This window comes from Acidicapsa acidisoli, from assembly GCF_025685625.1.
Classification (GTDB): domain Bacteria; phylum Acidobacteriota; class Terriglobia; order Terriglobales; family Acidobacteriaceae; genus Acidicapsa; species Acidicapsa acidisoli.
Genome location: NZ_JAGSYI010000004.1, coordinates 306,462 through 331,301 on the forward strand (window position 1 = coordinate 306,462; position 24,840 = coordinate 331,301).

Here is a 24,840-nt window from a genome sequence, read left to right on the forward strand (position 1 = left end):
TATTTTCGAGTACACTAATTCGGGCCAACTGCAAAGCTACGCAACTGGCCTGAAATCTCATCCATAGGAGATTCATTTTGCGCGAGCGCCGCTTGCATCGCTGTACCTCTTCCCTGCTTCTGAGCGTCGGTTTCGTATTTCTGTCACTGGCCGCGATTTTCGTTTCCGCAACTCCTGCGCAATCGCAAATGACTCCGTCTCCCGTGCGCGACCACTGGAAGGCGCAATGGATCAGCCATCCGACGGCGCCGCTGCGGGAGCCAATCACGCTGCACTTCAAGAAGTCTCTGGATCTGACGGCGGTTCCCGCCCATTTCGTGATTCACGTGAGCGCGGACAACCGATTTGTGCTGTATCTGAACGGGGAGCGTGTCGGGGATGGTCCGGCGCGCGGTGACCTGGCGCATTGGCGGTATGAGACCTTCGACCTGGCGCCGCTGCTCAAGACCGGCACGAACACGCTGGCGGCTACAGTTTGGAACTATGGCATCTATGCGCCGGTAGCGCAGATCAGCGAGCGAACAGCCTTTCTGGTGGAGGGCGATACAGAGGCTGAGACCGCAGTGAATACGAACGGCAGTTGGCTTGTCGAGAGAGAGCCGGGGCAGGTTCCTCTGCCACGAAAAGCTGGCGGTGGCTGGGATTACTACGCTTCCGGTTGGGGAGATAGCTTGAAAGGCTCTGCGTACGACTGGAGCTGGAATGCTGCCGGAGCGATCGGTTCGCACTGGGTTCATGCTGTTGGAGCATTGCGCGAGAACGTCTTCTCCAATGCCGGCATTGCCGCTTCGCATGGCGTGACGGCCGACGTTCCGTGGGCGCTGGTGCAGGACACGCTGCCGCACATGGCTTATCAGGAGGAAGACGCCGGGCATGTGGTGCGCACTACGCTTGAGAATGCCAATAGTTTCCCGAAGCAGCCGATTACTGTCGCGGCGCATTCGCATGTGCATATTCTGCTGGACCGTTCGGAAGAGACGACGGCGTATCCGAAGCTGGCTTTCTCGGGTGGCAACCATTCGCATATCGTCCTGACTTATGCCGAGGCTTTGTACGACGAAAAGCATCACAAAGGCAATCGCAATGAGGTCGGCAATCGTCAGGCTCTTGGAATCACAGACGAGATTTATCCCGACGGCGGCGAGCACCGTGCCTTTGAACCGCTGTGGTGGCGAACATGGCGTTATCTGGATATCGAAGTCGAGACGCAGGATGATCCGTTGACTCTGGATGGAATGCAGGCTCACTTTACGGGTTATCCGTTTAAGGTTGCGGCTCAGTTTAGCTCCAGCGATCCGGAGTTGCAGAAGATATGGGAGATTGGCTGGCACACGGCGCAGCTCGATGCTCATGAGACTTACATGGATTGCCCTTACTACGAGCAGTTGCAATATGCCGGAGATACACGGATTCAGGCAATGATTACTTACGCCATGACGGGAGACGACCGTCTGCCGCGACAGGCTCTTCGCGCGCTGAATGACTCGCGGATTCCGGAGGGAATTACGGCGAGCCGCTATCCGTCGCAACTGCCGCAGTACATTCCTACCTTTTCGCTGTTATGGATTGGAATGCTGCACGATAACTACATGTACCGGCCGGACAAGGAGTTCGTGAAGAGTATCCTGCCCGGCACGCGCACGGTGCTGGAGTGGTTTGCGAGTTATCAACATGCGGATGGCGTGCTCGGCAAACTTCCCTGGTGGAGCTTTATGGACTGGGTCGAGACGCAGACCAAGCGAGACTTCCCTTCTTACGATGCCAATAACGAGAGCTGTCTGACAACGATGCAATATATCGGCGCATTGGAAGACGCCATTGATCTTGAAAAGAATCTCGGCTCGCCGGAGTATGTCTCGCTCTACACGCCACGTCTGGAGCGGGCTAAGAAGGGTGTGACGGCACAGTGCTGGGACGCATCCAAGGGGCTCTTTGCCGATAATGCCGCCAAGGATATGTTCAGCGAGCACACCAACATGATGGCCGTGCTCTACGATGTCGCTCCAAAGAAAGACCAGCCCGCTTTGATGCGCAAGGTGGAGGCAAAACAGCTCGGGCTCGCCGAGACTACTCCGCTGATCGGTGCCAGCTTCTACTTTCGCTATTACCTGGGCAGAGCGCTCGACCACGCAGGCATGGCCGACGATTACCTGAAGACTCTGGGCGACTGGCGCGGCTTTCTCAAGATGGGTTTTACGACCTGGCCGGAAACTCCGGGAGATACGCGGTCGGATGCTCATGCGTGGACTTCGCATCCGACCTATGACTTACTGACTCTGGTGGCTGGGATTGGGCCGGGAAGTCCGGGATTCCAGACGGTGCGGATTGCGCCGCATCTAGGCGATTTGACCCAGCTTGAGGCGAGTTATCCGCATGACAAAGGAATTATTCATGTGAAGTATTCGGTTAGCGGTGGCGTCACCCATGCGGAGATCGAGCTTCCCGAGGGATTGACGGGGGAGTTTGTCTGGAAAGGCAAGACCATACCGTTGAGAGGTGGAAAGGCGAACCTCGATTTGAAGTGAAACTGGCGAGGTTAGGGGCGAATAGAGGGTGAATCGTGACGAGTTTTTTGGGGTGGGGGGTAGGGGGTACTTGTTTTTGGCGTGTATCCCTCACATTCCATAATGGTTAGGCTTGTTTAAAGGGGCGCAAAATGGCCGTTTTTGGCGGGTTTTTCGCACTTATTTGTCCCTTTTGTCACTCAGATTTCTCACCTTGGCGACGTGACTGCTCCGGGTCGCCGTCCTTGCCTATTGTGCGCTCATGGAGGCAAATTCTACGCAACGCTGGCTGACTCGACGCTTGCCGGAATTGAAAGACCGTAACGCGAGTTTTTGGGGATCCCACCCTTGCCGCAAAGAACGCGTCAAGGATGGGGCACCCGGCACCCGGCGCACGAATCTGGTCCCACATCTCAAATGCGAGATGTGGGGCACCCGGCGAGGGACCCGGGGCACACCCTCAGCGTGGACTGGAGATTTCACCGGGACCGGGGCCACCCGCCAAATCAGTATTCAACCTCATTAGACTTATCCCCAGACCGACCACTGGACATTTGGTACGGCGGCGCTATGCTTCGAGTACCCAGCAATGGATGACCGATTCGGCACGCAGAAGATTTAGACGGTGCCGGGTGCACCGCCCTTCGGTTTTCCCGTCCCAACCACAACTCTGGGTGCCCCATCCTTGACGCGTACTTTGCGGCAAGAGTGGGATTCACTGATCTCAACTTGGCGTCGTTGCCTTCTGCTCGCGTTTCCAGGTTGTCAATCCTGACTCGATCTCAACGGTTCCTTCCTGTCCGGTCGCGTAATGACGGTAGCTGGACCATGGCCAGTCTTCTGGTTTCTCGACCAGACCGCGTCGGACCGGATTGCGGTGCATGTACTTCAGTTTCTCCACTGTCTTGGCTGCCGTGTATACGTTGAAGTCATAGTAACGCGGTTGCCATAGGTGTTGCTGGGATAGGTGTTTCAGCTTTTTCGAGGTTTGTTGTTTCAGAGCCTGCAGAGCTACGGACAGAGTGGAGATGGGTGGTTCGTTGGTCAGTAGATGAACGTGCTCGGGCATCAGAACGTATCCCGCAACGACGAAACCGTAACGCTTGCGTACACGTTCCAGTTCCTGTTCGAAGGTGCTGTACGCGTGGGCGGAGTTGAGGAATGGGAGTCTTCTGTGACAACTGAAGGTTATGAAGTGGAATTGGCCTGAGTTCTGGTAACGGACTAAGCCATTGGGCATTTTTCAGATTGTAACTTGGGTTTTGGTGATTGGGGTAGAAAGGGCAAAGACAGAACAATCTGGCTTTTGTGGTTTCCCACCCTTGCCGCAAAGTACGCGTCAAGGATGGGGCACCCTCGATTGTTTTTGGGGAAAAGACTTACGAGCCACCCACCCGCACCTAAACGTCGTTACCGAGATGGAAGATTGGTTCTGCGCCGTGTGCTCCTGAGAGCAGGGCCTGTTCTTCGTGTGATTGAAGCGGCTTGTAGTTCTGGGCGACGTCCATCGCTAGGCGGAAGTAGCGCTCGTCTCCTGGCGGGATGGCTGCGGTGATGGGATGGCTGAGCGTCCAGCGCAGGCCGAGGCTTGCTTCATCCGGGAAGGCTGCGGGCTGATACCAGCACTTGGGCTGAGGATGATCTTTTTGCCCGGCGGGCCACACAGTCTTGGCCATGCCCTTAAGCGCGAGGATGCCCATGTTCTTTTCCTGCGCGCGTTTGAGGATCTGCGGACCGAAGTTCGCCTGCGTGAAGAGAACGAAGTTCACCGGGAAGAGGATGGTGTCGAAGTTGTAGCGATCCATCGCGGCCAGCGCGGTTTCGGCGGAGTGAACCGAGAAGCCGATGTAGCGGATCTTGCCTTCCTTCTTTGCGGCTTCCATCGTTTCCATTGCGCCGCCGGGACCGAGGACTTTATCGAGGTCGGTCATCTTGGTCAGCGCGTGGAACTGATACAGATCGACGTGATCGGTCTTGAGCAGACGCAGTGATTCTTCCAGTTGCTTACGCGAATCGTCTTTCATGCGGCCTTCGGTCTTGCATGCTAGGAAGCTCTTGTTGCGATAGGGCGCGAGCGCGGGTCCGAGACGCTCTTGCGCGTTGCCGTAGCTGGGGGCTACGTCGAAGTAATTGATGCCACGGTCGACGGCCTCGGCAACGATGTTCGCGGAGCCTCCTGGCGTGTCGTCCATGACGACGATTCCGCCGAAGCCGATAATGGAGAGTTGTTCGCCAGTCTTGCCCAGGGTGCGGCGTGCGATGGGGCTTGTGGGGGTGGATTTGGATGCGTGTAGTGTACTGGAAGAAGCTACGGCGGCTGCGGTGATGGCAGCGTCCTTGATGAAGTCGCGGCGTTGCATGGTCTGACTCCTTTAATTGGGACTAGACGACCAGCTTACACGGCTATTTTTGCATAAGTCTCGCAATGCAGATTCGATAGAACGGTTAAAAGACCAAGCCCCCGGCGGATGCCGAGGGCTTGTGCCTGTTGCTCGGGTTGCGATCAGATATCGAATCGATCCAGATTCATCACCTTGGTCCAGGCAGCTACGAAGTCATGCACGAACGTCTCTTGTGAGTCGCTGGCCGCATAGACTTCGGCAAGTGCCCGGAGTTGGGAGTTGGAACCAAAGACCAGATCTACGACGGTGCCTGACCACTTCGGCTCGCCGGTGGCCCGATCGCTTCCATCCAACACGCCTGCAGTTCCGGCGGATCGCTGCCACTTCGTGTTCATGTCGAGCAGATTGACGAAGTAGTCGCTGGTGAGTGTTCCAGGCTGCTTGGTGAAGACGCCATAGGCAGACTGCGGTGCGGTGACACTCAATGCGCGCAAGCCACCGATCAGCACCGTCATCTCGGGAGCCGTGAGGGTGAGCAGGTTTGCCTTATCCACGAGCAGATCGGCAGCATAGTTCTCATGGCCAGAGCGAATGTAATTGCGGAAGCCGTCTGCGATTGGCTCCAGCGGCGCGAAGGAATGCGTATCGGTCTGCGCCTGCGAAGCATCGGTGCGCCCGGGCGTGAAAGGAACCTTCACGTCATGGCCTGCCTTCTTCACTGCTTCTTCGACGGCTGCGCAACCGCCGAGAACGATCAGGTCGGCGAGCGAGACCTTCATGCCATCTCCTCGCGATCCGTCGAAATCGCTCTTGATCGATTCGAGGGTTTCGAGGACCTTGGCTAGTTCGGCAGGCTGGTTGACTTCCCAATCCTTCTGCGGTTCGAGGCGAATGCGTGCTCCGTTGGCTCCGCCGCGCTTGTCGCCGCCGCGGAAGGTGGAAGCCGATGCCCAGGCCGTCGTGACGAGTTGCGAAGTTGAGAGTCCGGAGGCAAGGATTTTGGCTTTGAGAGCAGCGATCTCCGCCTCGCCCACCTGCGGGTAATATGCCACGGGAACGCGGTCCTGCCAGATGAGTTCCTCGCTGGGAACGAGCGGACCGAGATAGCGCTCGATTGGACCCATATCGCGATGGGTCAGCTTGAACCAGGCCCTGGCGAAAGCGTCGGCGAACTGATCCGGATTGTCGAGGTAGCGCTTCGAAATCTCCTTGTAGCTGGGGTCCATGAGCAGGGCGAGGTCTGTCGTGAACATGATTGGGGCGTGCTTCTTTGACGGGTCGTGAGCGTCGGGCACGGTATCCGCCGCAGCTCCGTTCTTGGGCTTCCATTGTTGAGCGCCGGCTGGGCTCCTGGTGAGTTCCCATTCATAGGCGAAGAGGTTTTCGAGGTAATTCATGTCCCACTTCACCGGGTTTGTGGTCCAAGCGCCTTCCAGGCCGCTGCTGATTGCGTGAACGCCATTGCCGTTCCCAAAACTGCTCTTCCAGCCCAGACCTTGCTCTTCGATATCGGCGCCCTCTGGTTCGGGACCGACGTACTTGCCGGGATCGGCAGCGCCATGTGCTTTGCCGAAGGTATGTCCGCCGGCGATGAGGGCGACCGTCTCCTCGTCATTCATCGCCATGCGAGCAAAGGTCTCTCGAATATCCCGAACGGCAGCGACTGGGTCGGGATTGTTGTTAGGGCCTTCCGGATTCACATAGATCAGGCCCATTTGGACAGCGCCCAGTGGATTTTCGAGTTCACGGTCGCCGCTGTAGCGATTGTCTCCCAGCCATGTGTCCTCATTTCCCCAATAGACTTCTTCCGGCTCCCAGACGTCCTCGCGGCCACCTGCGAAACCGAAGGTCTTGAGTCCCATGGATTCGAGCGCGACGTTGCCGGTGAGGATGATGAGGTCGGCCCAGGAGAGCTTGCGGCCGTACTTCTGCTTGATCGGCCAGATCAAGCGGCGCGCTTTGTCGAGGCTCACGTTGTCGGGCCAGCTATTGAGCGGAGCAAATCGCTGCATTCCCGCGCCTGCGCCGCCGCGGCCATCGGCGATACGATAGGTGCCTGCGCTGTGCCACGCCATGCGGATGAAGAACGGTCCATAGTGACCGTAGTCGGCGGGCCACCAGTCCTGCGAGTTGGTCATCAGTTCGTGGAGGTCCTTGATTACGGCATTCAGATCGAGGCTTTTGAACTCCTCGGCGTAGTTGAACTCTTTGTCCATGGGATTGGACAAGGGAGAGTTCATGTGGAGAATCTTCAAATTTAGCTGCTTGGGCCACCAGTCCGAGTTCATTCGAACTCCGCCCGCCAAGGGCCTTTGGGTGCCGTGCACTACCGGGCATTTTGCTTCGGTTGACAAGGTTCTCTCCTTTGGTTCTTTCCAGTCTGTGATGGCGCTTCCTGTCGGTCGCGTCAGTGTATGGATAGCCGGTTCGGAAAACGTCTTTTTCTGGTTATCTTTCCGCAAATTCTGCGAGTGACGCAAAATTCGCACCAAGTCACGCAGGCCTACCTTAGACCCTCGGCCTGTCATTTGCAAAATCGATTGTTTCTACTGTGACGATTGAGTTTCGCTATGATTAGGTAGCGAGTTAGCGCGCTGTGTGCATAGCGGGTTAGCAAGTTAGCGGGAGGTGAGCTTTGAATCTGCAGGAGTTGCGATACTTTGCGGCGGTGGTTGAGTTTCGCCACTTTGGCCGGGCGGCGGAGGCGTGCAACGTCAGCCAGCCGACGTTGAGCAGCCAGATTCGCAAGCTGGAGGACGAGCTTGGGGTGACACTGCTGGAACGCACGAACAAGCGGGTCGATGTGACGCCGGTTGGGCGGCAAATTCTGGAGCACGCAAGACGGGTTCTGGCGGAATCGGGACAGATCGAGTCGGTAGCGCGGGCAGCGCGCGATCCGCTGGTGGGAGCGCTGCGGCTGGGGATGATTCCGACGCTGGCTCCGTATTTGCTGCCGCTGATACTGGAGCCGCTGCGGAAGGCGTATCCCGGGCTGGCGATTGAATTGTGGGAGGACCAGACGCGGTTGCTGATGGAGGGACTTCGCAGCCATCGGCTAGATGCGGCGCTGGTGGCTTCGTCGATTGGGAGCGCCGAATTTACGGAGACTTCGCTGTTTGCAGAGCCGCTGGTGGCTGTGCTGTCTCCGGGGCATGCGCTTGCCAAAGAGAAGACGGTGGATGAGTCCGCGCTGGCCAACGACCTGCTCGTGATGGCCGACGGGCATTGCCTAGTGAACCACTCGTTGGCTGCCTGCGGCGCGAAGGCTGGATTGCAGTCGGCGATGCAGGCGGCAACGCTGGAGACGCTGGTGAATCTGGTGGCGGCGGGGTATGGGACGACGCTGATTCCGGCGCTTGCTGCTCCGGGGCTTATGAATCGCGGCGTGGAGTTGCGGCCTTTGCGACAGAATTCAACGCGCATCATCCGGCTGGCGAGCAGGCCGGGATTTCCCCGTCCGCAGGCGCTGCGGGCGATTGAAAAAGTGGTGCGGCGGGCTATGCCGGTCGATTGGAGGCTGTAGAGGGCCAACGGTCCAGAATCCGGATTCGAACCGGGTAAGGAGCCTGACGCTGTTGTCGAACCTGGTTCGCGTTTTCTGAGGAAAACTGGGGACGAATTCGGGATTTCTACGGGTATTTTCCGCGAAATGGAGTTTCGGACTTCTTATCCACAAGAACGGCAACTTCGGCAGTTGACCCTGCCATTCCGCGTCCTTAGCGTTGTATTCAACGGCTGTTCTCGCGCGGGAACGTCGAAAACACGTACGCCGTGGAATTTTGGAATCCTGGGGAGTTTGGATGCTGAAACTGAAAAAGATACACATTCTGGGCTTCAAGAGCTTTTGCGACCGCACGGAACTGGCGCTGCCGGGGACGGGGATTGCGGTGGTGGTGGGGCCGAATGGATGTGGAAAATCCAACATTCTCGATGGCGTGACCTGGGTGCTCGGCGAACAGAGCGCAAAGACGCTGCGCGGCGCGCACATGATGGACGTGATCTTCGCCGGAACGCGGGACCGCAAGGCGCTGGGCATGGCCGAGGTGACGATCACCATGGTCGATCCGGAGGCTTATGACGGCCCCATGATTGTGGAACCTGAGGTACAGGTTGAGGCGGACTTGCCTTTCGACTGGGACGAGCAGGCGGTGCGCCGCCAGAAAGCAGCGGAAGCGGAAGAGGCTGTCGCCGAGAATCAGCCGGGGCAGGTCGTTGACGAAGACGAAGCCGAAGAGACTGCCGGGCCTGACCCCGCTGCCGCTGCTGCCGGAACCGATGGCGCGGGGCAGCCGGTCGTCTTGAAGATTCGCCGCCGGAAGTTTTCGCGCACTCCGCAAAAGGGCGAAATCGTCATTACGCGGCGGCTTTTCCGCACCGGCGAAAGCGAATACCTGCTGAATGGCAAGCTGTGCCGGCTGCGCGATATTCAGGACATCTTCATGGGCACCGGTCTCGGGCCGGAAAGCTACGCGATCATTGGGCAGGAGCGTATCGGCCAGTTGCTGAGTTCCAAGCCGCATGATCGCCGGGCGATTATCGAAGAGGCGGCGGGAATTACGCGCTTCAAGACGAAGAAGCGGCTCGCCGAGCTGCGTCTCGAATCGGCCAAGCAGAATCTGGCCCGCGTGGACGACATCTTCGACGAAGTCACCCGGCAGATGAACAGCCTGAAGCGGCAGGCGGCCAAGGCGGAGCGGTTTGGCGCCCTCCGCGATGAGTTGCGCGCCAAGCTGCGGGTGACGATTGCCAGCCGGATGGCAAAGATGGATGCCGAGCAGATTCGCTTGGAAGAGGAGATTGCGAAGCTGACCGCCCAGATTGATGAGTCGGCTGCTGGGATTGAGACGCTGGATTCGGCTTCGCACGAGTTGAGCGGCCGCGGATTTGAGCTGGACAAGCTCGGTCAGGCGGCCAATGCACAGGCCAATGCGTCGGCGGTTGAGCTTGAGCGCGCCGCATCGCGGGAACGCAGCAACAGCGAGCGCGTGCTCGAGCTTGAGTCGCGTTTAGAGGCCACCGCCGCTGAACTGGAGCAGACGCGCACGCAGACTGTTGCGATTGCCGAGGAGCGAACGCAGCACAAACAATTCCTGGAAAACGCAGCGGAAGAGGCGCGGGCTTTTCGTCAGCAGGTAGAGGCGCGACAGGTGGAAGCGCGGAATGCTGCGCAGCAGGTTGGCGATGCCGAGCGGCAGGTCGAGGCTGGCAGGCGCAATGCGATGCATTTGCTTTCTTTGGCTGGAGCAGCGCGCAACCAGACATCGCAAGCGGAAGACGCGCTGGCTGCGCTCGAACGCGAGGCGCAGCGGCTGGAAGGCGAGATGGAACAGGCCCGCGCCGAGGCAGCGAATCTGGGAGCGGAGCGGGGCCAGGCCAGCCTTCGCTTTGAGGGCGCAACCCAGGGACTAAAGCAACTCGAAAGCGAGATTGTCGAGCAGCGCGAGGCGCTGACGGTGCAGCGTCAGCAGGAAGCGGTGCTGCGGCAGCGGGCCAATCAACTTCGCGGGGAGCAGGCAGCGCTGATTGGACGGCGTAACTCGCTCGATGCGGTGATCAAGAACCATAGCTACTCGACGGAAACAGTTCGCAAGCTTCTGAAACCCGATTCGCTTGGGCCGGGAATGACGCCTATCGGCACGCTGGCTGACTTCGTCGATGTCGCCGGAGAGCACGAAGTCGTTGCCGACGATTTCCTGCGCGAAGAGTTAAGCTACATCGTCGTAAGGAACTGGGAGACGGCGGAACAAGGTATCCGTCTGCTTCGATCCGGAATCGACGGACGGGCGACATTCCTGGTTCATCCGGAAGAGAACGCGGCTGCGCAAAGCCATCCTGCAGACCCGGAGCCGGAGCCTGGACTTATTCCGTTACGGCAGACGATGCGCGTGCTGAATGGCTTTGGAAATTCGCTCGAATCGATGTTGCCCAAGCTGCGCGATGGTTATCTTGCGCCTGACTCGGAGACGGCGCGAAGGTTGGCGGCGAGCCATCCCAAGGGGTATTTTCTGGCGCCTACGGGCGAATGGTTCCATAACGCGACGGTGAGCGGCGGCAAACCGGCGGTAGGCGGACCGCTGGCCGTGAAGCGCGAACTGCGCGAAACACAGCGCAAGCTGGAAGCCGTGGAAGCAGAGCTGGGCCAAGCGGAGATCAATACGGTTGCAGCGACGAGAGCAATTGAAGAACTCGCCGCGCAGCTTGAGTTGCTGAACGAGCAGCGCCGTCAGGCAGAGCGCGATGCGGCCAACCAGGGCGCGGCGCTCAAGCAGATGGAATCGGAAGTTCAGCGCATCGAGCGGCGCTTGCAGGAGTGGATCTTGCAGGCCAGCCGCAACAAGGATGCGCGGGAGCAGAAGCAGGGGTTGATCGGGCAAAAACTCGAAGAGTCGCAACGCCTGGAAGCGGAGCACAAAGCGGCGGAAATCCGTCTGGAAGAGTTGCAGCAGGGAGTGTCGGAGCTGCGCCAGAGTCGAGAGGCATTCCAGCAGGAAGCGGCTCGGGTTACGGCGGAGCTTGCCGGTCTCGAAGAGCGTCGGCGGGGCGCGGATTCAGCGTTTCAACGGATTGAGCGGCTTCATGCTGACCTTGAACGCCGTGCACAGATGATCGAGCAGCAGCGGGTCGCCGCCGAAGCGGAGCGCGACCAGCGAAGCGGCGAGAATGAGCAGCTACAGGTACGTCAGATTGAGTTGAAGGCCGCCCGCGACACCGCGCAGGAGGAGGCACGCGCAGCAGCAGCCGAAGCCGCGGCACTGCGCGAGCAATTGACGGCTGCGGAGCATCAGCTCAAGACACTGCGTGGCGCGACCGACGGATTCCGCGAAAATCGAAGCAGGCTGGCGAGTCTTGCTGCCAAGCTGAAGAGCGATCTGGAGCATCTGGAAGCAAGCTGCCTGAATGAACTTAATCTCGAAGCAAGCGCGCTTCGTGCCGAAGCCAATGCGCCGGAGGCCGAGGGAGGTCTTGCGTATCTGGAAGGCGACGAACTCACGGCTGCCGAAGAAGCGACTCGCGAGATGCGACAGAAGCTCGAAGCGATGGGCCCTGTGAACATGATGGCGCTGGATGAATACAAGGAAACAGCCGAGCGCCATGCATTTCTGGAGACGCAGCGCAAGGACCTGGTCGATTCGATCGAGAATACGCAGAGCACGATCAAGGAGATCGATCAGATTTCGCGCGTCAAGTTCGACGAGGCCTTTGCAAGAATCAATGAGAACTTCGGCCACGTCTTCACCAAGCTCTTCCACGGCGGCCAGGCGTTCCTGCGCCTTACCGATGCGGAGAATCAGGCCGAGAGCGGGCTCGAAATCGTGGCCTCGCCGCCGGGCAAGAAGCTGCAGAATGTGCTGCTCCTTTCCGGTGGAGAAAAGGCGCTTACGGCTCTCAGCTTGCTCGTCGGAATCTTCCAGTACCAGCCTGCTCCCTTCTGTGTACTGGACGAAGTGGATGCCGCGCTGGACGAGACAAACGTGGGCCGTCTTGCGGACCTGCTGCATGGAATGAGCCAGGATACGCAGTTCCTGTTGGTCACGCACTCCAAGCGCATGATGCAGACAGCTGACCTGATCTACGGCGTGACGATGCAGGAGCCGGGCGTTTCGAAGATCGTCAGCGTGCACCTCGGGCATCAGCAGCAGGATCGTGGACGCGAGAGGGCTACTGCGTAATCTTCTATATGTCTTTTGACCGGAGCTACAAGATATTCACGGCACGGGCAGCCAGGAGAGCCACGGTCGCGAACGAGATAAGCGCCTGCACCATCATCAGCATTTTAGCCCAGCGTGAGAGAACGGGAACGTCTGTCGGCGAGAAGGCTGTGCTGGTGTTGAAGGCCAGAAACAGGTAATCGACGAAGCCCGGGTTCCATGTATCTTCTCCCATTTCTTTTCGGGATTTCTGATCAAGAGTCATTTGCGGAAACAGAAATGCTCCGTCGGTATGAACGCCTCGGATTTCACGGGCGCGTGGGCCGCCTGCGTCGAGCCGCCAATACCACGAGGCGAAGACCAGAATGTTGGTGATCCACAGGGCGGCTGCGGAGATGAGCAGGGTTTGAGGCGGCTCTTTATGCGATGGAAGCGCCGCAATCAGCAAATAAAGCGACCAGCACATGTCGAGCGTGACAATCGAGGTGGTGAGGTAGCCCAGCACCTGATTGAGGGTGTGGTTGCCGCGCATGCGTGCCGTTACTGTGGGAATCAGCAAGACCACTACGGCGACAAGGATCAGCCACTCTGGACCCCAGGCCAGCGCCGGGGGAAGGACGAAACGGAGGCCGCCGACCGCGAGCAACGCTAACATTGCGGGCCAGCGGGGTTCCCGGTCTTCTTGAGGAGATGTCATCGTTTCCATGATGCTTGGCTGAGGGCGCGAACGCAACCCATTTGCCGCGTTGACAAAATCGGTCTCCTGCAAGTCGGCAAATTGCTCAGTGATGGTGGTCACGCACGTTGCTGTCCGTCATCGTTATGTGTCTTAGGTGGCATTGACAAAGCACGGCGCTCCTTTGAGAATCGATGTTTTGGCAATTGCCCCGAAAGGCCTTCCGTTGTCCGCTTTGCTTACCACAAACCTTGGCGCAATTCCCCTGATTGGTCGGGGCAAGGTGCGCGATTTATACGCTGTTGGCGATGCCCTTCTGCTGGTCGCCACCGACCGCATCTCAGCCTTCGATCATGTGCTGGGATCGGGGATTCCTGGCAAAGGCAAGATCCTGACGCAGATCTCGTTGTTCTGGTTCGACTTGCTCTCGGATATCGTGCCCAACCATCTGATTGCGACCGAGATCGCCGACTTCCCTGCCGAACTGCACCCGTATGCCGATCAGTTGGAAGGCCGTTCGATGCTGGTCAAGCGGGCAGCGATGTTCCCAGTGGAGTGCGTGGCGCGCGGCTACCTTGCCGGCTCCGGATGGAAGGAATATCAGACGCAAAAAACTGTCTGCGGCATTGCGCTACCAGAGGGACTGCTGGATGGCTCGCGATTGCCGGAGCCGATCTTTACGCCGGCGACGAAGAGCCAGGATGGCGCGCACGATGAGAACATCTCTTTCGCAGCGACGGAAAGCGCTGTTGGCGCGGAAGATGCAGCGGAGTTGCGACGGCTGACAATGGCGCTCTACGCGCGCGCTGCGGCGCATGCTGAAAGCTGCGGGCTTATCCTGGCCGATACCAAGTTTGAATTTGGACGAGTGGGCGGCGGAATTATGCTGGGCGACGAGGTGTTGACTCCGGATTCCTCGCGGTTCTGGGACAGAGCGGCATGGAAACCGGGCGGCGCTCAGCCCAGCTTCGATAAGCAATTCGTTCGCGATTACCTGGAAAGCATTCAATGGAACAAGCAGGCTCCGGCTCCGGCGTTGCCGGAGGAAGTGGTTGCGCGTACTCAGGCAAAATATTTGGAAGCTTTTCGGCTGCTGACAGGCCGCGAGCTGGCTCTCTAAGAATCGCATTTTCGCTTCCGGCTTGTACGAAAGCTGCTCCGGAAGCCTAGAGGAATCTACCGCCGTATGAATGTTGTCGATATCGTAATTTTGTTGCTGCTGATATTGAGCGCGATTACAGGATTTCGGAGCGGGTTGATTCAGTGCGTCTTTTCTCTCGCAGGGTTGATTGCGGGAATTGCCATTGCAAGCTGGAACTACAAGCACTTTGCGGTTGAACTGGCGCCGACGGTGCACAGCATGGCTCTCGCCGAGGCGATATGGTTTAGCCTGATCGCGCTAGCCGTTATGCTGGTAGCCGGTTTGCTTGGAATGCTGATCAAGGGCCTGGTGCACGGTATCGGTCTGGCATGGCTGGACAAGCTGTTGGGATTGATCTTTGGCCTTTTGCGTGGAGCGGTGCTGGTAACCTTATGCATCGTGATTCTTGCGGCTTTTTATCCGGATACGAGCTGGCTCGGGAAAGCGAAGTTGTCAAGGTATTTTTTGGGAAGTGCACACTTAACGACACATATGACGCCCAGGGAATTGAAAGAAAGAATAGTGTATGGTCTCCATGTGTTGGAGAAAGACGCTCCAAGTTGGCTGGACCCGAAATAGACCCGAAATAAACTGTAAAACCGTGCTGGAATGACGGGACAGATACGCGGCAGGCATGGCAATCTATTGAGACACGAGGACGAGACGTGAAGCGCGAACTAGATAACCTAATCACCCAAATGCATTCCACCGGCATCCGCTACGAGGATGCTGTGCGGCAGTTCAAACGGCAATATCTACTGGAAGTCCTGCGGGCGCATCGCGGCAACCAGTGCAAAGCCGCAGAGGAGCTCGGAATGCACCGCAACACGCTCAGCCGCACGATGGCTGAGCTGGAGCTGGAGGTGGCGGAAGTTCGCGCAGGGCTCAAGCGTCCCGTGCGCAGCGAACGTCTGGTACATAGCGGCCTGCGCCAGCAGGTTCGCTGATTCCACGACGTACGGGTCCGCTCTGTTCTACTTGTTTCATGCAGGACGGGCGCGGTTTCCGGGAAGCGAGCTATGCCGACAGGACATGAGAGTGCGGAGCCACGCGTGACGATGCGCGACGGCTTCATCTGGGATGCGCAGGACGCTTACCTCTTCGATATTGACGGCACACTGCTGCGCAGCCGTGATCGCACTCATGTCAATTCGTTTGCCGCGAGCGTCAAGCAAGTGACAGGGTTTGAAGTATCGCTTACCGGCGTGGCGCTGCACGGTGGCACGGATACTGCCATTCTGCGCGAGGCCTTTGCGCTGGCGGGTATTCCGAACGAAGCCTGGGAGCCACAGATTGAGGCGATCCTCGAAGCCATGCGGCAGACGATCGCGACACGGCGCGGCGAGATGGACCTGTGGACTATGCCGGGAGTTGAAGAGACCTTGAAGCACCTGGCGAGCCGGGGTGCCCTTTTGGGACTCGCGACAGGCAATCTGGAGATGATCGGCTGGATCAAGGTGGAAGAGGTTGGGCTGCGCGAATGGTTTCGCTTCGGCGGCTTCAGCGACCGGTTTGAAGTTCGCGCGGCGATGGTCGCGGATGCGGCGGCGAAAGCGCGTGAGTTGGTTGACGCGACCGAAGAGGGCTCGCCAAAGAGCATCTGCGTGGTGGGCGATACTCCACGCGATATCGAAGCAGCGCGCGCCAATGGGCTGCCGGTCATTGCCGTCGCCACTGGTAACTACAGCTTCGAGGAGCTGACTGCGCTGGAACCCGATGTCTGCACTTCTTCGCTGGCGGCGTTGCTGTCGGAGACCGTAGCGAAGGATGCCCGGGTTCAATCGGGAGAAGTTCAAGCAGGAGAGATTGAGGTGCGGCAGTGATACGGCACGCGCCACTGGTCGTCATGCTGTTTGCGTGCGCGGCATGTCTGGAACTTCGTGGACAGGCGCCGTCCGCTACGCCACCCGTAGCGAGCCAGCCGCCCCAGGCCTCCTCAACGGCAACGCCCGCGAAAGGTGCCCCCACTGCGTCTGCGCAGGATACATCCAAATCGGAAAACAGCAAGCCTTCGGCTGGGGACGGGATCGAGACAGGCAAGCCGATTGAAGCCAATTCGATTCGCGCGCAGCGGAAGGCGGCGAAGCTTTACCTCCAGGGCGTGCGGCTCGTCGAAAAGGAACGCTTTCAAGAGGCATGGGATGTGCTCAAGCAGGCTGTCGCGCTGCAGCCTGGAAACTCCGTCTACATGAAAGCTGCTGAGTTGGCGCGGCAGAGCGCGGTGACGCAGCTGGTCCAACAGGCGAGCCGAGAGCGCGCAAGCGGTAGCGATCAGGAATCGGCACAAATGCTGCAACAGGCGCAGGCTATCGACCCCACCAGTCCGCTGGTTCTGGAACACATTGGACATCTGGCAGACCAGACCGCCGGCACTAAGATAGGCGCAACCGCCAGCGATGTGCTGGGCAAACAGATCGGGGATGCAGGCGAACAAGAGTCGCTCGCTGATGGACCAATTCAACTGGAACCGAAGCCCGGCAAGCAGAGCTTTCATCTGCACAACGACTCGCGCCAGGTGGTACAGGATGTGTTTCGTGCTTTCGGAATCGACGCTTCCGTTCATGACAGCGTGCAGAGCAGGCCAGTGCGGTTTGAAATCGATGATGCGACTTTTTCGGAGGCCGTCGAAGCGCTCGGATTGGCAACCCAGACATTCTATGAGCCTCTCGATCCGCATCGAGCGCTAGTAGCCAAGGACACGCGCGAGAACCGGACTCTGTTTCAAAGGCAGCAAATGGAAACCGTCTATCTACCCGGCCTCAACGACAAGGAGATGACGGAAGCGATCAACGTTGCCAAAAATGTCTTTGAGGCGCAGCAGGCGATATCGGCGCCAAGCAAGGGGACTTTGACACTGCGAGCGCCGGCGAAGACGTTGGCTGCCTTCAACCAGACGATGGCCCAACTCGAAGACGGCAAGAGCCAGGTAGACCTGGAAGTAAAGGTCATCGAGTTGTCGCATATAAGCTCGCGCGAAACCGGCACGACATTCTTTCAACAGACAAACGTCTATAACGTGTACTCGGAAATCAACTCGGTTTTGAGCCAGAATCAGTCGGCGGTGCAGCAAATCATCTCATCGGGTTTGGTTGCGAATGCGAGCACGCTAGCTAACCAGATCGAGATTCTGGCGATCCTTGTTGCGTCGGGGCAGTTGACCGGAACTCCCTTCAACCAGGGCTTTATCCCATTTGGAAATGGAATTAGTTCCAGCGCTGTCTCGCCCGGTCCTGCCACGCTGACGATGAGCCTGACCTCCAGCGACACGCGAGTACTGGACGATATTCACCTGCAGTTGGCTGATCAGGAAGAAGGCACCTTCAAAATCGGCGAGCGATACCCGATCGAAACATCGTCGTATTCTTCGGCTGCGCTGCCTTCGATTCCAGGTATCAGTTCTGCACTTACAGCGGCTGCATCCGAGACGATTCCTCAAATTCAATATGAGGACATCGGATTAACCCTCAAGGCCACGCCAAAAGTTCTGCGATCCAACGATGTAGCGATGAACATCGATCTGAAGATTGTGGCTCTGGGCGGATCAAGCCTCAATGACATTCCCGTCCTCGACAATCAGTCGTTCTCAGGAGTCCTGACAATGAAGGCCGGCGATACCGCGGTCCTGCTGAGCGATCTTTCGCGGACTCAGTCGCGAGCTCTGAACGGCTTGCCAGGAGTGAGCGATATTCCGGGCTTGCAGGATATCAGCGACATTCAGAGAGACGTGAATTTCGCACGCCTGCTGATCCTGGTGACGCCGTCCGTGGTGCGCAACATCCAGTCAGAGGGACATGGGCCGATGTTGATGGTGGATAAGACGGTGACCGCACGCTGACCTGCTTCGATTCCCGAATGCGCGCTCGCCGGTAGCGGGCCTAACTCCCCTACGGACGCAGAAGCAATCGATCAAAAATCAACGCCCGCATCCTGCATACCAGTGCGGGATGCGATGCGGGCGTCTATTTGTTTCGTTGCAGAACGACTACTTCGCTGCACCATCGTTCGCGACGTGGTAAGCGATCATCTGCTTGAGCATGTTGTAATCAAGGCCGGCGAGAGGCGTCGGGCGGCCATTGACGAACATGAACGGGGTCTGGTTCACATTCAGATCCTGCGCGAGTTTGACTCCCGCATCGATGGTCGCTTTGGTTGCGGGCGTCTTGGCGCAGTCTGCAACCTTTTCTGGGTCCTGGCCCGCCTTGGAGACGGCGCTATTGAGGGTCAGCGTCGCTCCCTCATTCGTGGAGAGACCGGCCTGCCCGTCAAACACTGCCGCGGAATAATCAAAGAAAGCTTTGTCTCCGCCCATTTTGGCTACGCAGACTCCGTAGGCAGCAGCCTGGAAGGCCTGCGGATGCTGTGGCAAGGGAAGATTCTCAAAGACGAAGTGGGCATTGGGGAAGTCGGTGACGAGCTTTTCGATGGTCGGTTGGGCGTCTTTGCAGTGCGGGCACTGAAAATCAGCGAACTCCACGATCTCCAGATCCTTGGCGGCTGCGCCGCGCGTGGGGCCTTCGGCGCGATTGACCAGGACGCTGCGATTCTCTGCATATGGATGGTCGCCGAAGGGTAGAATCTCGTTGCCTGTGATGATGTGTTTTCCGTCGGCCAGCGCGAAGAACTGGAGTGCTCCGGTCTCTTTGCGGCCTTTTTCCCCTACCAGGATGGTGACATTGCTGATACCGGGAATGACGGTCTTGACGATGCGCTGGACCTGAAAGACGCGATTAGTGTCATAACCCCACGATGCCTGCAAGAACGCTTCAACCTGGGCCCTGGTGGGAGAATCCGCGGTGAAATCGGTGGCCGGGTCAGGCTTGGGGAAGGTAGGGCCGGTAACCGGGCCAGATTGCGTGGGAGCGGCGGGCACGTCGGTTTGCGCCAAGAGCGTTGAAGACGCGGGCAGGGCGAGGAATGCAGCGATTGCCAATGCAGCGGTGTTGCTGCGGCGAAGCGGTAAACGAATCAAGCGGAGTTCTCCTTTTTCTACTGCGGGGTCATGCTCCGACCCAAAAATGTGTGAAGTACGCTACTGGTTTATACCTGAACGCGGGCGGCTATGGGAAACCTGCGTCCCATGCCGAAGGACTTCGGGGTAACTTTCAGGACGGGCGCCGCCTGCTGACGTTTGTACTCCGTTCGCTCGACAAGGCGTACTACCTGTTCGACGATGGCTGGGGTAAAACCGTATGCAGAAACGATCTGAGCAGTGGTTTCATAGCGCTCCACATAGGCTTCGAGAATGGGATCGAGAACGTCATACGGCGGCAACGAGTCAGTATCCTTCTGATCCGGCCGCAATTCAGCCGAAGGCGCTTTGGTCAGGATCGCTTCAGGAATTACCTCTCCATTTCGGTTGACCCAGCGGCTGAGCGCGTAGACACGGGTCTTGACCAGATCGCCGATGACGGCGAGCGCTCCCACCATATCGCCGTAAAGGGTGCAGTAGCCGACCGCCATCTCTGACTTGTTCCCGGTGGTCAAAACCAGCGAAGAGAACTTGTTGGAGAGCGCCATCAACAGAACTCCACGGATGCGCGATTGCAGGTTCTCCTCGGTCAGATCGTGCTCTCGACCTGAGAACAGGCCCTCCAGAGCATGAGAAAACTGCTGAAACAGATCTGCTATGGGCAGAGTTTCGAATCGTATGCCCAGGTTGGCTGCGAGTTTGCGACTGTCCTCGACCGAGCCGGTGGAGGAATAATGGCTTGGCATACCGACGCCGAGTACGTTTTCCGCGCCCAATGCATCCACGGCAATTGCGGCCACAAGCGCCGAGTCGATTCCGCCGCTCAACCCAAGCAGAACTTTGCGAAATCCGGTCTTGAGGACGTAATCCCGAGTCCCGAGGACCAGCGCCTCGTAAGCTGCTTCTGTCTCCTCCGTCGCTTCGCTTCCGGTCACGATCAAAGGCCGATCCGACGGAATGCGGCTATCCGCCATGACAATGTCTTCGCGAAACGATGCAGCCTCAGCGAGCAGGGTGCCATCGGCGGCGAGGGCAAAGGATGACCCATCGAAGATAAGGCTGTCGTTGCCGCCGACCTGATTACAGAGGAAAACGGGGATCTTATAAACGTGCGAAATCGTAGAGAGCATTCGCTGGCGAATCTGACGCTTACCATGCCAGAAAGGAGAAGCCGAGATGTTGATGAGGATGGTAGGCTTCTGGTGCATCAGATTTTCGACGGGGTCGACCGGGTAAAGTCTGTCCGGCCAGAAGTTCTTGTCATTCCAGGCGTCTTCGCAGATGGTGACGGCGAGGCGTTCGCCTTCGAATTCGATCACGCGCTGGCTGGTCGCGGGCGCGAAATATCGTTGCTCATCGAAGACGTCGTAGAAGGGCAGCAGCATCTTGTGCTGTTCCAGAAGGACGTGCCCCTTGTCGAGCAAAACCGCAGCATTGACGGCCCGCTTCCCCGATCCGGCTGGCGCTGGCAGGGCGACTCCGACGAGAACCGCAGTGGGCAGAGACGCAGTGGCACGCCGCAGCTCCTCGACAGCCGAGGCGCATCGAGCAAGAAAGCTGGGCTTGTCGAGCAGGTCGGCAGGCGGATAGCCGCAGATCACCAATTCGGAGAAAACGGTCAGCCGCGCTCCAGAGCCGGCTGCGCGCTGACTGGCGCTGATAATCTTTGCGATGTTTCCGGCGAAGTCCCCAACCGTGGGGTTGATCTGGGCGAGCGCTATCTTCACGTCTCTAGTGTAAAGCAGGGGCTCTGAGCAAGATAATAGCGCCTGTGTGTGCGCTGCGCGATGGATAGCCGCCGCGCGGTCGGATGATTCGGTCTCAAATGGGTCTATGGGAAAAGAGTTTATATATAGAATACTACATAGAAGTCATAGTACCATTCCTTTCGAAGGGCGCTGAGCACAAATCTCGTTGCAGGGAGCGCGAGGGTATGACGCGAGTTGTGAGGGTAGTTCTGAGCGTGTTTCGATGCTGGAAGCCTCTTGGTTGGTGCATCTTTGCGGCGGCTGCGTGCGCGCTGACTGCAAAAGCGCAGATGACGACTTCGCAGTATGACAATGCTCGCACCGGGGCTTACCTGAGCGAACGGACGCTGACGCCTCGAAACGTCAATCCTCGGCAGTTCGGCAAGCTGTTTACGATGAAAGTCGATGGAGACGTGTATGCTCAGCCGCTCTTCCTGGCAGGGGTACCCATTCCCGGCAAGGGCACGCATGATGTGGTCTTCATCGCGACCGAACACGATAGCGTCTACGCCTTCGATGCTTATGGAAATCCTTCCGCGCCGCTTTGGCATGTGAGTTTACTTCGGGATGACGCGACCACTGTGCCAGCAGGGGATGTCTCTTGCCCATTCATCGTGCCGGAGGTGGGCATTACGTCGACACCCGTGATCGACGCGAAGACCGGAACGCTCTACGTTCTGGCGCGAACCAAGATCGGACATCTGCTCACGCACAACGAATATCATCAGCAACTTCACGCCCTCGCCGTGACCAGCGGTGTCGAAAAGTTCGGCGGTCAGGTGGAGATACAGGCTGCAGTGCGCGGGCGGGGAGCTGGTGGCTTGTTCGGCACGGTTGCCTTTGAACCTTTGCGCGAGAATCCGAGGGCTGCCCTGTTGCTTGTCAACGGATTGGTGTATTTGTCCTGGGCTTCTTCGTGCGATGTTGGGCCGTACCATGGCTGGGTGATGGCGTACGATGCGCAGAGCCTGAAGCAAAGAGCGGCCTACAATACCTCTCCCGATACCCGCGACAGTGGGATATGGGCCAGCGACACCGGTCCGGCAGCGGATAGCGACGGAAATGTCTTTGTAGCAACCGGCAATGGTCGTTTTGACGTTGCAAAGGGTGGTCGCGACTTTGGAGACGTGCTGCTGAAGCTGCACTTCTACGGCCAGAGTCTTCAGCCAATCGACTACTTTGCACCCTTTAATGTCGAGGAACTGGAGGCAAGTGACGGCGATCTTGGCTCCGGCGGACCGATCCTGCTACCTGACCAGCCGGGACCTCATGCGCATCTGGCGATCATCGGCGGCAAAGGTGAGATGCTCTACATATTGGACCGCGACCACCTGGGCGAGTATCACGCGGAGAACAATGACCATGCGGTGCAGACCGTTCCAACGCAGGGAGGCATTTTCGGCTCAATGGCCTACTGGAATCATCATGTATACGTGCTGAGCGACGGCGACTCGTTGCGCGACTACGAAGTAAAAAGCGGAAAGCTTAGCTTCAGCACTTCCAGCAGCTTCCGGTTCGAAGACCATGCAGCCACGCCTGCGATTTCAGCGAATGGCGCGACGGATGGCATCGTCTGGGTGGCGAGCTCGAAGGGGTGGAGTTCTCCCGACAGGCCGGCGGTGTTACACGCCTGCGATGCCTCGAACATTGCTCATGAACTCTACAACAGCAACCAGAATCCGGCGCGCGACAAGGCCGGCAAGGCTCTTCGATTCAACATTCCAACGATCGTAAACGGGCATGTTTACCTGGGCGCGAAAGGCGAAGTGGATGTTTACGGCCTTTTGCCGGTGGGGCGATAGCGAGTGCGATCGAAACAGCTCCTCGTTGCCGGTTTGCTCGCGCTGGCATTCATTTGCAACGGATGCCACAAGCCTTCCGCGGAGAATGGCGCCCTGCTCTTCCGCAAGAACTGCGCCGAGTGTCACACAGACCGCCCGGACCGTGCGAAGAACGCGCCGTCGCTCACTGGGTACTTCGCACGGGAGCCGCAGCCTGGAATCGAGCAGACGCGGCAACGAATCCTGAACGGAGGACGGTTTATGCCGCCGTTTCGGGAACGATTGTCCCGAAGCGAGATCGACGACCTGATCGCTTTTCTGAAGAATCAGTGATTGCCAGCAAGGCCAGCGGTTGTCAGGAGCCCGTTCCGGCGAAGACCACCCCGATGGTGCGGAGGATGATCTTGATATCGAGCCAGACGCTCCAGTTTTCGATGTAAGCGACATCCAGCGAGATGTAACTGTCAAACGAAGGGTCCTGACGCGCCTGAACCTGCCAGAGGCCCGTGATTCCAGGGGTAACGTCGAGACGCCGCAGATGGGACAGGTTGTACTGCCGAACCTCGCTAGCGATCGGCGGTCTGGGACCCACGACGCTCATGTCGCCAAGCAGCACGTTGAAGAACTGGGGTAGTCCGTCCAGAGAATACTTGCGCAAAAAGCGACCGACCTTTGTGATCCGCGGGTCGTTGGACATCTTGAAGAGAATGCCCTCTCGCTCGTTCATGTGCAGGATCTCCGCGCGCCGGCGGTCGGCATCGCGGACCATGGTCCGGAATTTGATGCACTTGAAGACGCGCGCCTTTTTGCCGATACGTTCCGAGGTATACAGAATCGGGCCCGGTGAATCCAGCCGGACGGCGATAGCGATCGCCAGAAGAATCGGAGCAAAGGCGACCAGCGCAATCGTTGCCACGGTGATATCCAGCAGGCGCTTTAGGATCAGGCCCACTTCGGGAACATGGCCGCGATGCAGAGGAATGGTGGGAAACTGGCCGATGTATTCGATGGTGCTGTTCCAAGCCAGCCCGTCGTACATATCGGGCACTACCCGGAGATCGATGCCGTGGAGACGCGCCTGGTCGAGAACGCCCTTGATGACGCCGCGTTCGCAAGGCGATGTAAAGAAAATCTCATCGACGAAGTGCTTGCGGGCATAGTCGAAAAGGCTGTCCAGGGTACCGAGAACATCGCCGGTGGTGCCGGCAAGCTGCGTGTCGACTCCAGGGACATTGACGAAGCCCTTGAAGTTGTAGCCCAGTTGGCGAATGCTTTGCAGGTGATGCCGGAGGGCGTGCGCTTCGGCTCCGGTACCCACAATGATGACGTTGCGGGTATTCATGCCGCGCTCGAAACGCTGGTACAGGAGCGCGCGGAAGACAAGGCGGCGTGCACTCAGGGAAATGGTCAGCAGCACGATGGTGAGCATCACGACGCTGCGCGGAATTTCTTCAGCTTTAATCAGATACAGCGTGCCGGTCAACAGAAGTCCGGAGACCAGGCAGGCTTGCACGCTCAGGCGCTGCTCATGGAGATGATTGGTAAGCCGCGTGGGTGTATAGAGATGCAGACTGCGGCTTGTCGCGATGAGGGTGATCGTGAACCCGATGATCAGGGCCGTCAGAATGCCCATGGATTGGCCACGGATAAGCGTCCCGCGCCAAAACCCCCGCATCCCAGCAATCGGGCTGGTATGCAGCTCTATAATTGCCGCGACCCACGCGGCGCCGAAAACGGTAAAGGCATCCAGAATCATCCACATGCCAGCGCTGCCACGGGCAGTTCGCTGCTGGCTTGCGGTATTTCCGTCGCTCCATTCGAGAGGAGATGGCGGGGGTGCAGCGGACACTCTTTGCCAAAACTCGGATGTTGCCATATTCTTTTTCGCAGACCTCGAAAACATTGCAACAGTAGTCATGGAATCGCGTATCTGTTTCGTCCTGTAAAAACGAACAGGCGCCAAGAGTTGCTGTGGAAAAAGACCAGAAGCTAAACGCTAGGTTCGACGCTAAATTGAGCGCTAAGGGTTG

At 58.3% G+C, this 24,840-nt stretch carries 17 protein-coding genes; 10 read left to right on the plus strand and 7 right to left on the minus strand.

From position 1 onward, the window contains the following. The first annotated feature begins 77 nt into the window (after positions 1-77). A complete protein-coding gene (locus OHL23_RS23270) occupies positions 78-2,525 on the plus strand; it encodes an alpha-L-rhamnosidase-related protein (protein ID WP_263354431.1) in 2,448 nt (815 codons plus the stop codon). A gap of 703 nt (positions 2,526-3,228) precedes the next feature. On the opposite strand, the gene OHL23_RS23275 is transcribed toward OHL23_RS23270, so the two are convergent. The 3 genes from OHL23_RS23275 to katG all read right to left on the minus strand — a co-directional run bounded on the left by OHL23_RS23275 (position 3,229) and on the right by katG (position 7,200). Then, positions 3,229-3,744: an REP-associated tyrosine transposase gene (locus OHL23_RS23275; protein WP_263354432.1), complete on the minus strand. Its 516-nt coding sequence runs from the start codon at positions 3,742-3,744 to the stop codon at positions 3,229-3,231. Between the two features lie 160 nt (positions 3,745-3,904). Then, a complete protein-coding gene (locus tag OHL23_RS23280) occupies positions 3,905-4,864 on the minus strand; it encodes an aldo/keto reductase (RefSeq protein ID WP_263354433.1) in 960 nt (319 codons plus the stop codon). 143 nt (positions 4,865-5,007) lie between these two features. Beyond that, the gene (gene katG, locus OHL23_RS23285) at positions 5,008-7,200 is read right to left on the minus strand and encodes a catalase/peroxidase HPI (RefSeq protein WP_263354434.1); all 2,193 of its coding nucleotides are present in this window, start codon (positions 7,198-7,200) and stop codon (positions 5,008-5,010) included. Between the two features lie 281 nt (positions 7,201-7,481). Between katG and OHL23_RS23290 the strand changes: the two genes are divergently transcribed. Together OHL23_RS23290 and smc are read left to right on the plus strand one after the other, a co-directional pair. After that, on the plus strand, positions 7,482-8,369 hold the full coding sequence (locus tag OHL23_RS23290; protein WP_263354435.1) for a LysR substrate-binding domain-containing protein: 888 nt from the start codon (positions 7,482-7,484) through the stop codon (positions 8,367-8,369). 277 nt (positions 8,370-8,646) lie between these two features. Continuing rightward, entirely contained in the window at positions 8,647-12,516 is a 3,870-nt protein-coding gene (smc, locus tag OHL23_RS23295) for a chromosome segregation protein SMC (protein WP_263354436.1), read from the plus strand. Positions 12,517-12,541: 25 nt separating this feature from the next. On the opposite strand, the gene OHL23_RS23300 is transcribed toward smc, so the two are convergent. After that, positions 12,542-13,294: a DUF1345 domain-containing protein gene (locus tag OHL23_RS23300; protein WP_263354437.1), complete on the minus strand. Its 753-nt coding sequence runs from the start codon at positions 13,292-13,294 to the stop codon at positions 12,542-12,544. A gap of 76 nt (positions 13,295-13,370) precedes the next feature. On the opposite strand from OHL23_RS23300, the gene OHL23_RS23305 reads away from it, so the two are divergent. The 5 genes from OHL23_RS23305 (at position 13,371) to OHL23_RS23325 (ending at position 18,147) form a co-directional block, all read left to right on the plus strand. Then, positions 13,371-14,291, plus strand: a complete 921-nt coding sequence (locus OHL23_RS23305) for a phosphoribosylaminoimidazolesuccinocarboxamide synthase (protein WP_317891722.1) — start codon at positions 13,371-13,373, stop codon at positions 14,289-14,291. 66 nt (positions 14,292-14,357) lie between these two features. Beyond that, positions 14,358-14,891, plus strand: coding sequence for a CvpA family protein (locus OHL23_RS23310; protein WP_263354438.1), 534 nt, complete (start codon positions 14,358-14,360; stop codon positions 14,889-14,891). 86 nt (positions 14,892-14,977) lie between these two features. Beyond that, complete coding sequence (locus OHL23_RS23315) at positions 14,978-15,259, plus strand: helix-turn-helix domain-containing protein (RefSeq protein ID WP_263354439.1); 282 nt, start codon at positions 14,978-14,980, stop codon at positions 15,257-15,259. 72 nt (positions 15,260-15,331) lie between these two features. Next, positions 15,332-16,135 carry an HAD family hydrolase gene (locus OHL23_RS23320; RefSeq protein WP_263354440.1) on the plus strand — a complete coding sequence of 268 codons (804 nt, stop codon included), beginning with the start codon at positions 15,332-15,334 and terminating at the stop codon, positions 16,133-16,135. Continuing rightward, positions 16,132-18,147, plus strand: a complete 2,016-nt coding sequence (locus tag OHL23_RS23325; protein WP_263354441.1) for a hypothetical protein — start codon at positions 16,132-16,134, stop codon at positions 18,145-18,147. Before OHL23_RS23320 ends, OHL23_RS23325 begins: the two co-directional genes overlap by 4 nt. A 147-nt stretch (positions 18,148-18,294) precedes the next feature. Here OHL23_RS23325 and OHL23_RS23330 read toward each other — a convergent pair whose 3' ends face one another. Both OHL23_RS23330 and OHL23_RS23335 read right to left on the minus strand, forming a co-directional pair. Then, complete coding sequence (locus OHL23_RS23330; RefSeq protein ID WP_263354442.1) at positions 18,295-19,281, minus strand: DsbA family protein; 987 nt, start codon at positions 19,279-19,281, stop codon at positions 18,295-18,297. A 68-nt stretch (positions 19,282-19,349) separates the two neighbouring features. Then, positions 19,350-21,008, minus strand: coding sequence for an NAD+ synthase (locus OHL23_RS23335; protein WP_263354443.1), 1,659 nt, complete (start codon positions 21,006-21,008; stop codon positions 19,350-19,352). A gap of 206 nt (positions 21,009-21,214) precedes the next feature. Here OHL23_RS23335 and OHL23_RS23340 point away from each other — a divergent pair, with 206 nt between their 5' ends. Together OHL23_RS23340 and OHL23_RS23345 are read left to right on the plus strand one after the other, a co-directional pair. Beyond that, positions 21,215-22,831, plus strand: coding sequence for a hypothetical protein (locus tag OHL23_RS23340; protein WP_263354444.1), 1,617 nt, complete (start codon positions 21,215-21,217; stop codon positions 22,829-22,831). A gap of 3 nt (positions 22,832-22,834) precedes the next feature. After that, the gene (locus OHL23_RS23345; RefSeq protein ID WP_263354445.1) at positions 22,835-23,143 is read left to right on the plus strand and encodes a c-type cytochrome; all 309 of its coding nucleotides are present in this window, start codon (positions 22,835-22,837) and stop codon (positions 23,141-23,143) included. A gap of 22 nt (positions 23,144-23,165) precedes the next feature. Here OHL23_RS23345 and OHL23_RS23350 read toward each other — a convergent pair whose 3' ends face one another. Continuing rightward, positions 23,166-24,659 carry a sugar transferase gene (locus tag OHL23_RS23350; protein WP_263354446.1) on the minus strand — a complete coding sequence of 498 codons (1,494 nt, stop codon included), beginning with the start codon at positions 24,657-24,659 and terminating at the stop codon, positions 23,166-23,168. Positions 24,660-24,840 lie beyond the last annotated feature (181 nt).